This is a genomic window from Bradyrhizobium sp. HKCCYLRH2015 (assembly GCF_051168215.1).
Taxonomy (GTDB): Bacteria; Pseudomonadota; Alphaproteobacteria; order Rhizobiales; family Xanthobacteraceae; genus Bradyrhizobium.
In genome coordinates this window covers 1-14,785 of record NZ_JBNPUO010000006.1, presented here as the reverse complement: position 1 = coordinate 14,785, position 14,785 = coordinate 1, and the positions used below count along the sequence as shown (strand labels likewise).

At 64.1% G+C, this 14,785-nt stretch carries 12 protein-coding genes and 2 pseudogenes; 11 read left to right on the top strand and 3 right to left on the bottom strand.

What is annotated here, in order from left to right:
- Positions 1-23: 23 nt before the first annotated feature.
- Positions 24-269, bottom strand: a complete 246-nt coding sequence (locus tag ACQR1H_RS16575; protein WP_315802253.1) for a DUF3551 domain-containing protein — start codon at positions 267-269, stop codon at positions 24-26.
- A 358-nt stretch (positions 270-627) separates the two neighbouring features.
- Here ACQR1H_RS16575 and ACQR1H_RS16570 point away from each other — a divergent pair.
- From ACQR1H_RS16570 to ACQR1H_RS16535, 8 genes and pseudogenes are all read left to right on the top strand, one after another.
- Positions 628-1,630: pseudogene (locus tag ACQR1H_RS16570) on the top strand (YihY/virulence factor BrkB family protein).
- A gap of 205 nt (positions 1,631-1,835) precedes the next feature.
- On the top strand, positions 1,836-3,362 hold the full coding sequence (locus ACQR1H_RS16565; protein ID WP_434907868.1) for an ATPase domain-containing protein: 1,527 nt from the start codon (positions 1,836-1,838) through the stop codon (positions 3,360-3,362).
- Positions 3,352-5,052 (top strand): response regulator, encoded by a 1,701-nt coding sequence (locus ACQR1H_RS16560; RefSeq protein WP_434907867.1) that lies wholly within the window; start codon positions 3,352-3,354, stop codon positions 5,050-5,052. Before ACQR1H_RS16565 ends, ACQR1H_RS16560 begins: the two co-directional genes overlap by 11 nt.
- Positions 5,053-5,753: 701 nt before the next feature.
- Positions 5,754-6,488 carry a DUF899 domain-containing protein gene (locus ACQR1H_RS16555; RefSeq protein ID WP_315802257.1) on the top strand — a complete coding sequence of 245 codons (735 nt, stop codon included), beginning with the start codon at positions 5,754-5,756 and terminating at the stop codon, positions 6,486-6,488.
- 50 nt (positions 6,489-6,538) lie between these two features.
- Positions 6,539-6,673, top strand: a pseudogene (locus tag ACQR1H_RS16550) (EF-hand domain-containing protein); the annotation flags it as partial.
- Positions 6,674-6,855: 182 nt separating this feature from the next.
- Positions 6,856-7,239, top strand: a complete 384-nt coding sequence (locus tag ACQR1H_RS16545) for a DUF302 domain-containing protein (protein WP_434873958.1) — start codon at positions 6,856-6,858, stop codon at positions 7,237-7,239.
- 577 nt (positions 7,240-7,816) lie between these two features.
- Positions 7,817-9,439, top strand: a complete 1,623-nt coding sequence (locus tag ACQR1H_RS16540) for a methyl-accepting chemotaxis protein (protein WP_434873957.1) — start codon at positions 7,817-7,819, stop codon at positions 9,437-9,439.
- A 171-nt stretch (positions 9,440-9,610) separates the two neighbouring features.
- Entirely contained in the window at positions 9,611-9,829 is a 219-nt protein-coding gene (locus tag ACQR1H_RS16535) for a hypothetical protein (protein WP_316238289.1), read from the top strand.
- A gap of 25 nt (positions 9,830-9,854) precedes the next feature.
- Here ACQR1H_RS16535 and ACQR1H_RS16530 read toward each other — a convergent pair whose 3' ends face one another.
- Both ACQR1H_RS16530 and ACQR1H_RS16525 read right to left on the bottom strand, forming a co-directional pair.
- Positions 9,855-10,619 carry a serine O-acetyltransferase gene (locus ACQR1H_RS16530; RefSeq protein ID WP_316238290.1) on the bottom strand — a complete coding sequence of 255 codons (765 nt, stop codon included), beginning with the start codon at positions 10,617-10,619 and terminating at the stop codon, positions 9,855-9,857.
- A gap of 133 nt (positions 10,620-10,752) precedes the next feature.
- On the bottom strand, positions 10,753-11,379 hold the full coding sequence (locus ACQR1H_RS16525; RefSeq protein WP_434873956.1) for a LysE family translocator: 627 nt from the start codon (positions 11,377-11,379) through the stop codon (positions 10,753-10,755).
- 255 nt (positions 11,380-11,634) lie between these two features.
- On the opposite strand from ACQR1H_RS16525, the gene ACQR1H_RS16520 reads away from it, so the two are divergent.
- The 3 genes from ACQR1H_RS16520 to ACQR1H_RS16510 all read left to right on the top strand — a co-directional run bounded on the left by ACQR1H_RS16520 (position 11,635) and on the right by ACQR1H_RS16510 (position 14,262).
- A complete protein-coding gene (locus ACQR1H_RS16520; protein WP_434873955.1) occupies positions 11,635-12,072 on the top strand; it encodes a PaaI family thioesterase in 438 nt (145 codons plus the stop codon).
- 129 nt (positions 12,073-12,201) lie between these two features.
- Positions 12,202-13,827 (top strand): S1C family serine protease, encoded by a 1,626-nt coding sequence (locus ACQR1H_RS16515; RefSeq protein WP_434894260.1) that lies wholly within the window; start codon positions 12,202-12,204, stop codon positions 13,825-13,827.
- 9 nt (positions 13,828-13,836) lie between these two features.
- A complete protein-coding gene (locus ACQR1H_RS16510; RefSeq protein ID WP_434873953.1) occupies positions 13,837-14,262 on the top strand; it encodes a c-type cytochrome in 426 nt (141 codons plus the stop codon).
- Positions 14,263-14,785 lie beyond the last annotated feature (523 nt).

Here is a 14,785-nt window from a genome sequence, read left to right as displayed (position 1 = left end):
GAGGCTGACGCAACAGTCCACGCTCAATAGCGTCGGTCGTAGCCGCGCTGCCGGGCATAGGCGTAGGCGGGGTTGATGCCGCAGCCGGCATCGGTGCCGGAGGCGGAAGCCAGGCACTGGCGATAGGTGGAGAATTGGCAGTTGCCCGGATAGCCCCAGATCCTGCCTTGCAGGCAGTAGCGGTCCTGGGCGGCGGATGCGGGCGAGATCGCGGCAAAGCTCGCGAGGACGGCGGTGGCGGACAGCGAGGCAAATAACAGGCGGCGCATGCGTTTATCCTTGCGTTGAAAAGTCCCGTTGCAACGCGAGGGTGCGCAGGCCCGTTCCTCGCGCGCAACATAACTGTTTTGTGTCGGCGCCGCAGCGATGCGTTCACAGGCCCGCGAAATTGTCTGGATGTTGGCGCCCGAGTTGGCCTCTTGAAGGTCTGAGGCAGCCCCACCGTTGCGGAGCCTGGCAACGCGCGTCATGACGTGATGCCGGAACATTCGTCCACCGCACCGGTTGCTTTTTGGCCGCTGGTGATGGACCGATCCCATGTTTCGCCGATCCAAGACGTCAGACGCCGCCCATCGCGACTCTTCGAGCGTTTTCGCGAGCCGCCCGCGCACACCTGGCACCGGCGGGATGCTGGCTCTGCTCGGGTTCGCGTTCCTGATCCACTATTTCGATCAGCGGCCCGAACAGGCGGAGCGCTCGCGAGGCGCGAGCCGGGCCGGCGCTGGACACGGCCGGCTGGCGCGTTCGCCCGCGGAGATTCCCGAGCGCGGCTGGAAGGACGTCCTGCTCCGGGTCTATGAGAATGTCACCGAGCACAGGATCGTTGCGCTCGCCGCAGGCATGACCTTCTACACCCTGCTGGCGATCTTTCCGGCGCTGGCCGCGCTGGTGGCAATCTACGGCCTGTTCTCCGATCCGGCCAAGATCACCGGACATCTGGAACAGTTGCAGGGCTTGATGCCCGGCGGCGCCATCGACATCGCGCGCGACCAGTTGACGCGTGTTTCTGCCAACGGCCGTCAGGCGCTCGGCATCACCTTCCTCGTCAGCCTCGCGATCTCGCTGTGGAGCGCCAATGCGGCGATGAAGTCGCTCTTCGACACGCTCAACATCGTTTATCGCGAACCCGAGAGGCGTGGCTTCATCAAGCTGAACGCGATTTCGCTGCTGTTCACCGGCGGCGCGATCCTGTTCGCGCTGCTCGCCATCGGTGCCGTCGTCGTGCTCCCGGTGCTGCTGAACTATCTCGGCATGTCCGGGGCCGGCGATCTGGTGCTGCGGATCGGCCGCTGGCCCGCGATCTTCATCTGCGTCGCGCTCGGACTGGCCCTGATCTACCGCTACGGGCCGGACCGCGAGGAGCCCAAATGGCGCTGGATCAGTTGGGGCAGCGCGCTGGCGGCGGCGCTGTGGCTCGCGGGCTCGGCGCTGTTTTCCTGGTATGCGGCCAATTTCGGCAGCTTCAACGCGACCTACGGCTCGCTCGGCGCCGCCATCGGCTTCATGACCTGGATCTGGATCTCCGCCATCGTGATCCTGATCGGTGCCGAGCTCGATGCCGAATTGGAGCATCAGACCCTGCGCGACACGCGGCGCCACGATGGCTGACACGGTGGGCCGGGCGAGCTGATCGGCCGTCGGCTGAGCAGAGAAGGCGGGGTGCGATCGGCGTGCGAACGCCTGTCGGACGTCCGTCCTGCGCGCCGGCGGACGTGCGATGGAACTATGGAACTGGGGAACCCGAGGCGGATCGACTGTGTTCCTATCCGGTCGTCGCGAAGCCCCGCGTGATCGGTTTCGCTGCCGCGTCGTCTTGATTGGTATGGAGCTTTTGCATGACGGAGCAGCCTGTTCGCGGAAGCGACGAGGGCGGGCCCACGGATCTGCCGCGCATTTCGACCGGAAGCGAAGGCCTCGACGACATTCTCGGCGGCGGCTTCGATCCCAATCGCCTGTATCTGTATGAAGGCCGGCCCGGCACCGGGAAGACCACCATCGCGCTGCAGTTCCTGCTCAAGGGCGTGAGCTGCGGCGAGCGCGTGCTCTACATCACCTTGTCGGAGACCCGGCGCGAGCTCGAGCTGGTGGCGCGGCGCCACGGCTGGTCGCTGGCCGGCGTCGACATCTTCGAGCTGGTGCCGCCGGAAACGACGCTCGACCCCGAGCGCGAGCTCACCGTGTTTCATCCGGCCGAGGTCGAGCTGAGCGAGACCACCGGCCTGATGTTCAACGAGGTCGAGCGGATTGATCCGAGCCGCGTCGTGATCGACAGCCTGTCGGAGCTTCGCCTGCTGGCCCAGAGCCCGCTGCGCTACCGCCGCCAGGTGCTGGCGCTGAAGCACTTCTTCGCCAAGCGCAACTGTACCGTCGTCCTGCTCGACGATCTGTCGTCGGCCCAGGACGACCTGCAGCTGCACTCGGTCGCACATGGCGTGGTGATGCTGGAGCAGCTTGCGATCGACTACGGCGCCGAGCGCCGCCGGCTGCGCGTGATCAAGATGCGCGGCATCGCATTCCGCGGCGGCTACCATGACTTCACCATTGCGTCCGGCGGGCTCAAGATCTTTCCGCGCCTCGTCGCCGCGGAGCATCACCGGACGTTCGCGGGCGATGTCACGCCGAGCGGCAATGCCGAACTCGACCAGCTCCTCGGCGGCGGCCTGGAGCGCGGCACCAACGCGCTGCTCATCGGTGCCGCCGGCGTCGGCAAATCGTCGGTTGCGCTGATCTATGCGATCGCGGCGGCCCAGCGCGGCGAGCATGCGGTATTCTTTGCCTTTGACGAGGGCCGCGGCACCGTCGAAGCCCGCGCGCGGACGCTCGGCCTGCCGCTCGATGAACACATCGACTCCGGGCGCATCCGCTTTCAGCAGGTCGACCCGGCCGAGTTGTCGCCGGGCGAGTTCGGCGCCATCGTCCGGCAGAGCGTCGAGCAGGACAATGCCCGCGTCATCATCATCGACAGCCTCAACGGCTATCTCAACGCGATGCCGGACGAGCGGTTTCTGATCCTGCAGATGCACGAGCTCTTGACCTATCTGGCCCAGCAGGGCGTGCTGACGATCCTGGTGCTCGCGCAGCACGGCATGGTCGGGCCGATGGATACGCCGCTGGACATCAGCTATCTCAGCGATGCCGTCCTGATGCTGCGCTATTTCGAGGTCGGCGGCGCGGTTCGGCGCGCCTTGTCGGTGGTCAAGAAGCGCAGCGGCCACCACGAGCACAGCATTCGCGAATTTCGCCTGAGCAGCGCGGGTATCAGCCTCGGTCCGCCGCTCAAGAATTTCAGCGGTATCTTCTCCGGCAATCCACGCTTCACCGGGACGGATTTCCCCGACATGGACATGCGGGATGAGCATTGAGCAAGATCACCGTGTCCTCGTCTTCGCGCCGATCGGGCGGGACGGACCGGCATCGGCGGAGCTGCTCCGCAGCGCAAGGATCGAGGCGGCGGTCTGCTCGGACCTGGCGCATCTGCTCCGTGAGATGAGCGCAGGCGTCGGCGCGGTCTTTGTTGCCGAGGAAGGGCTGTTTGCCCAGGACACCGCTCCCCTCACGCAGTGGGTCGAACGCCAGCCGGCCTGGTCCGACCTGCCCTTCATCGTGCTCACCAGCCACCGCGAACAGCGCGCCGTCGTCACCTGGCGGCGAAACCTCGTGAGTGCGCTGCGCAACGTCTCGCTGCTCGAACGGCCGATCCAGCCGATCACGCTCACAAGCGCTGTTCAATCGGCGCTGCGGGCGCGGCGCCGCCAATACCAGATCCGCGCACTGATCCAGGCGCGCGAGCAGGCGGCGCAGCAGCTCGAGCAGCTCGTCGTCGAGCGGACCCGGGCGCTCGCGGAGTCGAACGAGCATCTTCGCATCGAGATGGCCGAGCGCGCACGGGTCGAGGAGACGCTGCGCCAGGCGCAGAAGATCGAGGCCATCGGCCGGCTGACCGGCGGCGTGGCGCACGACTTCAACAATCTGCTGATGGTGATCTCCGGCGGCCTCGACATGCTCGACCGCCAGGGCGATCCGGCGCGGCGCCGCCGCCTGATGGACGGCATGATCCAGGCGGCGCAGCGCGGCGCGAGCCTGACCCGGCAGTTGCTGGCGTTTTCGCGCCGGCAGGAGCTGCGGCCCGAGCCGGTCGACATCGCCCGCCAGATCGGCGGCATGCGCGAGCTGCTCGACCGCAGCCTGCGCGGCGACGTGCACGTCGAGTTCGATTTTCCCGACGCGCTCTGGCCCGTCGAGGTCGATCCGGGCGAGCTCGAGCTCGTGGTGCTCAATCTCGCCGTCAACGCCCGCGATGCGATGCCGGCCGGCGGCACGATCCTGGTTCGGGCCGAGAACCTGCGACATCTGCAGGACGACGAATTGGCCGGCGACTATGTCCGCCTCTCCGTGATCGACACCGGTACCGGCATGACGGACGACGTTCGGATGCGGGTGTTCGAGCCGTTCTTCACCACCAAGGATGTCGGCAAGGGCTCGGGCCTTGGCCTCGCCCAGGTCTACGGCTTCGTCACCCAGTCGCGCGGTACCGTCCGCATCGACTCGGAGGTGGGCAAGGGCACGACGATTGCGCTGTACCTTCCGCGATCCGCGCAGGCGGCATCCAGGCAGCAGCACCATCTCCTCGACCTGCAGCGGCCGCGGGCGCGGGCGCATGATGAGGGCCGCGTTCTCCTGGTCGAGGACGACGACGAGGTCGCGGCCCTGGTCGGCGAGATGCTGCGCCAGCTCGGCTACGAGGTGACCCGCGCCTCCAGCGCCGCGGCCGCGCTCGGCGCGCTCGCAGACGGACGCACGGTCGACCTCGTGTTCTCCGACGTGATGATGCCGGGGGGCATGAATGGTGTCGAGCTGGCACGCGAGATTCAGAAGCGGCGCGGCGACATGCCGATCCTGCTGACCAGCGGCTATTCCGGCGCTGCCGTTCACGCCGCCAAGGAGGCCGGCGTCCGCATCCTGTCGAAGCCGTATCGCATCGATGAGCTGGCCGCCGCGCTCGACGCGGTAAAGATGGGCCACGTTTGGACGCAGGCCCGCATTTCCTCATAGGGAGCTGCTGATAGCGAGCTGCGGCCTTGGACCGTTCACAGCCGTCAACCGCGCTCGATCAGCACCGAAACTGTGACATGCCCGATCTGGCCGTCATCGGAGCTGACCTCGAGGCAGACGTTCGTCGAGGAGGGATGGAGTCGCTCGCGCGCGATTGCACAGTGGGAGCACGATCATCCCTCTGCCGCCGGCTCGAAGCGGGGAAGCCCGCGATCATCGAAAACGGCTGAATGCGGGTTTGTTCCTCGCGGATCAGATTTTTTTTGCCGGCAGCCAGTCGCGACCGAACCGGTTGCTCACCGCCGGTCGTCCATCCAATTGACGGATCCGCAGGCGGTACAGTTGAACAGCCGCGCCGCTTCGCCGGTTCGCGGGTTCAGGATGCTCTGAACCGCGCGCGCCGGTTGGCCGCAGCTGCGGCAGCGCGCCGGCTCGGTCCGGCCGCTGCGGGAGTCACTGCTCTGATCCGACACGTCTGTCATGGCCGCCCCGAAACGGACGGGAGCAGACGGTGGATCAGGTCGAGCGCGCACGCCGGTCTGAGACGGGAGCGGGGGCGCCCGAAGCTGGCCTTGTCCAGTCGATCCGCGGTTCGCTGCACCCGGCCGCGCTGCGATGACCTGCCGACAAAATAGATGGCGTCGGTGTCGGGCCGCCGAGCCTTGCATCGTCCTCTGCGAAGGATACGGAGGACTCCAGACATGACCCCCAGAATAGTCACCGCGGACGAATGGACCGAAGCTCATCGCGCCCACCTCACCCAGGAGAAGGCCTTCATCAGGCAGCGCGATGCGCTGGCTGCCGCCCGCCGGGCGCTGCCGTGGGTCCGGGTCGAGAAGGACTATGTCTTCCAGGCGGCGGATGGACCCGTGAGCCTGGCTGACCTGTTTCAGGGACGGAGCCAGCTGATCGTCTATCATTTCATGATGGCGCCGGGCGATCCGCACCGCTGTCCCGGCTGCTCGTTTCTGTGCGACCACATCGACGGCGCCAACCAGCACCTTCGCCATCACGACGTCAGCCTGGTCGTCGTCTCGCGTGCGCCGCTCGCCGAGATCGCGCCGTTCAAGGCGCGCATGGGCTGGACGTTCGACTGGGTGTCATCCGAGGGCGGTGATTTCAACTTCGACTTTCAGGTCTCGTTCTCGGACGAGCAGATCGTGACGGGCAAGGCCGTCTACAATTTCGCACCCTTGACGCGCAGGTCGCCCGAGCTCCCGGGCCTGACCGTGTTCACCAAGGACGACGCCGGCAACATCTTCTGCACCTTCCAGGTCCGCTCCCGCGGCGGCGATCCGCTGATCGGCGCCTATCACTATCTCGATCTCACGCCCAAGGGCCGCAACGAGACCGGCCGCGGCAATCTCTCCGATTGGGTGCGCCTGCACGATGAATATGAGGAAACCGGCGCGCGAGACTGTCATTGCGGCCGGTAGATCGAAACGGGCGGGGCGGATCGGCGCAGCGTGATCCGCCCCGCCGTCACGCCGACGGCGACGGCAAGATCTCGCTGCGGGAATTCCAGGCGACGCATGAGCGCATCTTCAGGGCCATGGACAGCAACAAGGACGGCAAGTTGACCCCGGAAGAGATGCAGGCGTTCATGCGCGGGCCGCAATGACCGGCGTCAAAACAGCGTGATGGCCTGGCCTGCGCCGCCGCGAGTCCGGCACGTGCGGCCATTTCGCTGATCTCGATCAAGTGCACGCCGCACGGACGCGCAACAGTGCCGCCGGGAGATCCCATGGCCGCGCGCGACGAACCGTGTTGACGCGGCGGCAGACCAGCCGGAAAGAGGCGAACATGAGCTACTATTTTGCCAAAGCGGTGAATCTATCGTTCGACGCAGCGATCGAGCGGGTGACCGCGGAGCTGAAGGCACGCGGCTTTGGCGTTCTGACCCGCATCGATGTGCAGGCGACGCTGCGCGAGAAGATCGGCGCCGACTTTCGGCCCTACATCATTCTGGGCGCCTGCAATCCGAAGCTGGCGCATGAGGCATTGCAGGCGGAGAGCCGGATCGGCACCATGCTTCCCTGCAACGTCATCGTCCAGGAGATCGGCGGGAAGGTCGAGGTCGCTGCCGTGAATCCCGTCGCCTCGATGCAGGCCATCGAGAACGCGGCGCTTGCGACGCTCGCCACAAAGGTCTCTGACGCCTTGAAGGCGGTGGTCGAGGCGGTCTAGCGCTGCTGTCCAACGGGACCGCCGCCGATCGAGGCTCGCCGGCCCAGGTGCATGACGACACCGGCGCGGATGGAGCGCGGTGATCGCCCGCGCGCATCAGGCATTCTTGCAGTGGCGGTTACTCCCGGTGCCGAAGTGTTGCGAGCTGGTGCGGTTGCTCGGAGAGGAGCTGCGCGCCAACCAGGCGACGCTCGGCCGCCTGGTCCCGCAGCCGCTGTCTGCCGCAGCAGCTGCGGCAGACATGCGATCGACCGACTTGACGCCCCGCGATCTTCGCGCCGCACGGCCGATTGCCGACGCTTCGGGGGCCGCAGCGCAGCTTCCGCGCGCCGTCCTTGTATGTCGGGCGTCATGTCACAGCGGTAGAATTACGGAAAAGCCGGAGTTTATCAACGCGCTTTAACGAGACTGGAACAAGTTGCATCAATTTTTGCGCAGACATGTCGCCGGGCGCGCGGGACGATCGTCATCGCCGCCGGCTATCTGCAAACGAACTATTCATCTGGAGGTTACCTTGTTGTTTCGATCGAACAGCCGCTCGGACGCGGAAGCACAGCTTGCAGCAATCAGTCGCGCGATGGCGGTGATCGAATTCCAGCTCGACGGCACCATCATCACCGCGAACAAGAATTTCCTGAACGCACTCGGCTATCAGCTGGACGAAATCCAGGGCAAGCATCACAGCATGTTCGTGGAGCCTTCCGAACGCGACAGCGCCGCCTACCGCGAGTTCTGGGCGGCGCTGAGCCGCGGCGAGCTCAAGGCCGCCGAGTTCAAGCGCATCGGCAAGGGCGGTCGCGAAATCTGGATCGAGGCGTCCTATAATCCCGTCCTCGACAGCGCCGGCAAACCGGTGAAGGTCGTCAAGTTCGCGACCGACATCACCGAGAAGAAGCTGCGCAGCATGGCCGATGGCTCCAAGCTTGCCGCCATCGACCGCGCGCAGGCCATGATCGAGTTCAAGCTCGACGGCACCATCGTCGGTGCCAACAAGAATTTCCTGGATGCGCTGGGCTATCGCCTCGACGAGATCCAGGGCAAGCATCACAGCATGTTCGTCGAACCCGCGCTGCGCGACAGCCAAGCCTATCGCGAGTTCTGGGCTGCGCTCAATCGCGGCGAATACCAGGGCGGCGAGTACAAGCGCATCGGCAAGGGCGGCAAGGAGGTATGGATCCTCGCCACCTACAATCCGGTGCTCGATGCGGCGGGCAGGCCGATCGGGGTCGTGAAGTTCGCGACCGACGTCACCGCGCAGAAGCTGAAGAACGCCGACCTCGCCGGGCAGATCGAGGCCATCGGCAAGTCGCAGGCGGTGATCGAGTTCAACATGGACGGCACGGTCATCACCGCGAACGACAACTTCCTGCGCGCGCTCGGCTACACCCTGGCCGAGATCCAGGGCAAGCATCACAGCATGTTCGTCGAACCGTCCGAGCGGGAGAGCGGCGCCTACCGCGATTTCTGGGCGAGCCTGAACCGCGGCCAGTATCAGTCGGCCGAGTACAAGCGCATCGGCAAGGGCGGCCGGGAGGTCTATATCCAGGCCTCCTACAATCCGATCCTCGACCTCAACGGCAAGCCGTTCAAGGTGGTCAAATACGCCACCGACGTCACCCGGCAGGTCTTCGTTCGCATGGGCAACGAGCGCGTGCGCGCCATGATGGAATCGGTGGCGGCGGGCGCGGAGGAGCTCAACGCGTCCGTGCGCGAGATTTCCGAAGCCATGACGAAGTCGCGCGAGACCGCCATGGGCGCGGTGGACCGTGTCACCTCGGCCGACGCGCAGGCGCAGCGGCTCTCCGATGCCGCCCAGTCGATGAGCGGCATCGTCGAGATGATCCACAACATCACCGGCCAGATCAATCTGCTGGCGCTGAATGCCACCATCGAGTCCGCCAGGGCCGGCGAAGCGGGCAGGGGCTTCGCCGTCGTCGCATCCGAGGTCAAGAACCTGGCCACCCAGGCGAAGACCGCCACCGACAAGATCGCGACCGAGATCGACAGCCTCAACAACATCTCCGGGGGCGTCGTCACGTCCCTGAGTTCGATCAAGCAGGCGATCCAGAACGTCAGCGAGTATGTGACGTCGACGGCGGCCGCCGTCGAGGAGCAGAGCACGGTGACGAGCGAGATGTCGTCGAGCATGGCGCGTGCCGCGGCCGAGGCTCAGGCCCTGGCCGAACGCGCGGCGGCTTGAGGCCGGACCGGAAAGCGCCGAGCGCGCGGTGGCTTGTCAATCCAGGCCGCCGCGCGGTTGCAGGCAATGCCGCCGCCCCGCGCGTCGTGCGCCTGTCGTCTTCGCCGAATTCCACCTTTCTCATCGGGGCGATCCGTGGCTGATATCCTCGCATTTCCCGCCCGGGCCTCGTTGCGGATCATCGGCGCGAAAGCAGAACGGCTGAGCGATGCGGTGGTCACCAGCGAGATCGGACGGCTGCGGCGCGAATTGGAGGCTTGGCGAAGCGCGGTCGACAATCTGGACCGGTGCATCAGGTCGGATCCGGCCCTCGCATCGCTTGCGGCCGAGTGCGACAAGATCCGCGACCTGATCTCCGTCACCGCGGCCAAGCTCGAAACATTGCCGTAGAGCCTTGCCGGCCGAGCAGTCGTGGTCAGGCCGGGATCGGCTGCTCCGGGCAGTTCGTCAGCCGGGCCGGCGTGCCCACGGCCGTGCAGCCAGCCGGCACATCGGACGTAACGAGTGCTCCGGCGCCGATCTTGGCAAAATCACCGATCGCGACGTCGCCCAGCACGGTCGCGCCCGAGGAGAGCAGCACGCCGCGGCCGATCCGCGGGGCGCGGCCGGGCAGCGCGTCGTGTCGTCCGATCGTGACGTTCTGCAGGATGGTGACGTCGTCGCCGATGCTGCTGTGGGCGCCGATGACGATGCCGGTGGCATGATCGAGAAACATCCCGGTGCCGAGCCGCGCCGAGGGATGGATGCTCACCTGCAGCGACGTTGACGTGTCCGCCTGCAGCAGTAGCGCCAGGTCGGGCTGCCCGTTGCTCCAGAGCCAGTGCGCGACGCGATGCGCCTGCAGTGCGACGTAGCCTTTGTAGTTCAGCAGGGGCGGCAGCAGCGCCGTCGTCGCTGGATCCTGCGTCGCGATCGCACCGAGGTCGTGACCCGCCGCCTCGACGAGCTCAGGCGCGGCGGCATACGCCTCGCGCGCGACCGCGGCAAACCGGGCGCGCGCGGCATCGCCGCTGCCGATGCGGACGCCAATCTGCTGCGCGACGGCACTGCCGAGATCAGAATGGTCGAGGATTGCAGCCGACAGGATGCGGCTGAACACGGGATCGGCCGCAGCGATGCGCCGGGCCTCGTGCTGGAGCGACGGCCAGAGCTCGGGACTGGATGGGGGCGTGTCGGCCATGGCAGAGCCTGCTCGATGACAGGTGACGGCGGCAATATAGCCTGACCTGCGCGCTGCTGAAACCTGGACGATGCCTCGCGGGCGTTGTCAGCCGATGTGGCCGGCGACATTCCGCCGAAAGCTCGCGGCCCGTTCAGTTCTGCGCCGTCCGCGCCGCCGCGGCGGCGACGCCCGCACCGATCAGAAGGGTGCCGCCCGCCTTGTTGAAGATGCTGATCACCTTCTCGCTCCGTACGAGCGCGCGGGCGCGCGAGGCGATCAGCGCATAGCCGACGGCGTTGGCGAAGGCGAGCACGACGAAGGTCGATTCGAACACGACCATCTGCGTGAGGAAGCTGCCGTTCGGACTGAGAAACTGCGGCAGAAACGCGACGAAGAAGGTGATGCTCTTCGGGTTCAGCGCCGTGACGATCCAGGCGTGACCGAGCATCTTCAGCGCCGAGGTTCGGTCGGTCCGCGGCACGGCGTTGAGCGCGCCGCCGGCCTGCCACAGCTTGATCCCGAGCCAGACGAGATAGGCCGCGCCGATCCATTTCAGCACGGTGAACAGCAGCGCCGAGGTCGCCAGCAGCGCGCCGACGCCCAGCATGGACAAGGTCATGGCGGTGAAGTCGCCCAGCGCGACGCCGACGGCCGTCGGCAGCGCGGTTCGCCATCCCTGGCCCAGCGCATAGGAGACCACCAGCAGAACCGTCGGCCCCGGGATCACCAGGAGGATGATGGACGTTCCGGCAAATGCGAGCCAGGTCTCGATCGTCATGCTGATTGTCTCTCGCGAGGACACATGCGACGTTGGTATATCGAGGCGGAAAGGGCCGCAATGATCTTTGTTGCGAGACCCGCTTCAACAGTTCTCCTCGACGATCACGAACGCAAGACGTGTCATGCACGACCTTCGGTCGCTGCGGCGCTCCAATAATTCGTTCGCTTTATAAGAAATTTTACTCTACTGCGTCCATCCTGCTTCGCCACAAGGGCGTATCGCGATCGTCACGACACGTGAGGCGGGGAGGCGATGGTCCTACTCACGCCCAGGCCGGAGATATCGCAGCAGCGCGGGTTCGTTCACGCCGGAACCGTCAGCGCCATCGCGGACACGGCTGCAGGCTATGCGGCGCTCAGCATGATGCCCGCGGACCGCGCAGTTCTAACCACCGAGTTCAAGATCGATCTGGTGGCTCCAGCCGTGGGCCAGCGCATCGTCGCCGAGGGCAGGGTTGTCAAATCAGGCCGGACGCTGACGCTCGCCCAGAGCGAGGTTTTCGCCGAGAGCGGCGGCGAACGGCGGCTCGTTGCTCTCCTGACGGCAACCCTCATGGCTATTGAGGGGCGAGACGAGAACTGTGCTCGCAAGATCAGTAGCGCGCGATGGTGCCGGCAATCTCCTGGCCCGAGGAGTATGACGAGATCAAGCGCCAAACCGTCGTGCATGGAGTGTTGGGATGACAACTGAGACCGCGGAGTCCCGCAATCATATGGAACGCCTTTGCGTTCTAACCATTGAGCTGGATCAAAGATAGGGTAGCAATACTAGTGCACGCTAAAATTGAATAGTGACCTGAGTTGTCAGGGAGGCTCCTGCATGGACTTTTCCCTCAAGTCATTTAGCAAACACTGCCGGCTCGCAATAGCGACCCTGGCCTTCGTCGCGCTGCAGTTCCTCCAGCAGCCTGCGGCTCGGGCAGATTCGGGCGAGTATGCTCGCGTTGGCGGGTGGTCAATCAGATACGACGAGACCGAAGAGATAAACGCCTGCTACGCAGGAATCGCCTTTGCAGACAGTACAACCTTATTAGTAACGTTGGCTGTGAGTGATAAAGAATCCGCTTGGTCCCTGGCGTTTGCGAATCCTAAATGGGACGGGGCGCTGGGAAAGCGAAACAAGATCCATCTTTTCATAACGACTACGAGTGAATGGGAGGGAAATTTCGAGGTTTCCGAGAGAGTCATAATGGTTAAGCAACTCAGTGAGGAATTTGTCCAGAGTGTTGCTGATGCGCGGTCAATCTCAATAAAGAACGAAAGTAAGCAGTCAATCGCAATCGTAAGTATGCAGGACTCTGCCAACGCGATCAATGCGATTCGGCGGTGCGTGCATGATCATCCACGAAAGAGCGCCCCGACCAGTGGGTGGTCGCTAGGATACGATCAACAAGCAGGTATCTGTATTGCAAAGGCGACGTTCACGGATGGAACGGCCGTTGGCCTGGGATTCGTTCAAGCTGCTCGAGAGGATGAAAGAGGATTTGGGCTGTTAGTGATCAATCCAAAGTGGAGGGATCTGACCGCGAACAAGACCCAGATTCGTCTTCAACTTGTCACGACGAGGGAGTTCGACGCGACTTTTGACGTCTCAGATGGTGTCCTGAGCGTCGGTCCGCTCAAGGACGAGTTCATGGCAAGTGTGATTACGGCGGGCTTTCTGGGGATTCGGACTGATGCCGGGCAAAGTCTTGCTCTGCTCAACATGCAAGACGCCATCAGTATAGTGAGGTCGATCAAGCAGTGCGTAGAAGATCATCGGTCGCGAGCCAAGCCAAGCGAAGTTTCCGTGATAACGGGAACGGGATTTTTTGTCGCCCGCGGGGTGATCGTTACGGCCAATCACGTTGTGAGCGGCTGCACGAGCCCGATCAAGGTTCGCTATGCCGACAGAGCAGAGTATGCGGCTACGGTGTATGGTCAGGATGATGCGAATGATCTGGCTTTGCTGAGGACCGATATGGGCAATGCCGCTGTTGCTTCGTTCAGCCTCCAGGCGCGTCTTGGAGACAGGGTTGCTGCATTCGGATTTCCGCTTGCAGGCTTGCTCCCGAGCGTTGGCAATTTCACGACTGGGGACGTTACGGCGTTGACCGGCCTAGGGAACGATACGAGGTTTTTGCAGACCTCCGCTCCCGTGCAAAGTGGCAATAGCGGTGGACCGTTGCTCGACATGTCGGGGCGTGTTGTCGGAATCGTGGATAGCAAATTGAATGCATTGGCCATGATGAAGGCTGGCAGGGACATTCCAGAACTAATAAACTTCGCGATTGTATCGCAGATTGTCGTCAATTTCCTCAATCGTCGGGGAGTCTCTCCGGAGATCTCGGCAGCGACGAAAAGTGCTCAGGAGTTGTCATCGGCAGACGTCGCAGAGATTGGTCAGAAGATCAGCGTTCAAGTGTTTTGTTTAGGTAGAACGGATGTCTCAGGTTCGGAAAAATAGGGGTGCACCATGCGATCTACAGGACAGTGTTTCGCTGTGGCAGTTGCAACGGTTGCGATGGTTGCCGCTTGTTGGGCTCAAGATGCGGGCAAGTCCGATTTTGCCATGTCATGTGCTCCTTGCCATGGAGCCGATGGTAAGGGGGGCGGACCGGTGAGCACGCAGCTGAAATCGGTTCCGTCCGATCTTACGGCGATTGCCAAGAAGAATAATGGAGTGTTTCCGGTTAGTAGTACCTACGAAGTGATCGATGGCAGGCAGGCAATCCTGGCGCATGGTACGCGAGATATGCCCATTTGGGGGTATCGGTATCGGCCAAGTCAAGCGACGCAGTTGAGCTCTGGAGCCGATGCATCGTCATTTGATCCGGATAGTATTGCGAGAGCGCGAATTCTTGCCATAATAGACTATCTCAATCGGATTCAGGAAAAGTAGAAGTTGCCGACTGGGCAACTATGCCGCTCACTTTGTCGATCGGGGTGGGGCGGGCCACGATCTGTGACGGCAGGGAAGTGGACTTCAGGAAACGCTGCAGGCTTCCGATTTCACAGATAGTGGCTATGTCCTTCGCAGGATGGGATGTGGCAGCGGTATGGCGCAGCTGGCGGTATGGAGCAAACTCTGACCGCCGAGAAGAAATGGCTTTCGCTTTACCAGAAAATGTGCTCTACTGCGTCCATCCTGCTTCGCCACGAGGGGCGTATCGCGATCGTCACGACACGTGAGGCGGGGAGGCGATGGCCGCTTGCCTGCCGCAGCGTGCTTGCACGCGGACGAACGGCAGCTTGCGGACGTGAAGTCGTGTGGTCCTGGCGCCGCGACGCTGGCGCCAAGCCGTCGGGCGATGATCCCGAGGGCGACGGTGGCTAAACAGCCGTACACCGGGGAGCAACTGTCTTTTTTGTAGACCGGTGATCGGCCGGCCTCAAGGCTGGCGCGAAGGCGCGCCACCGCCTTC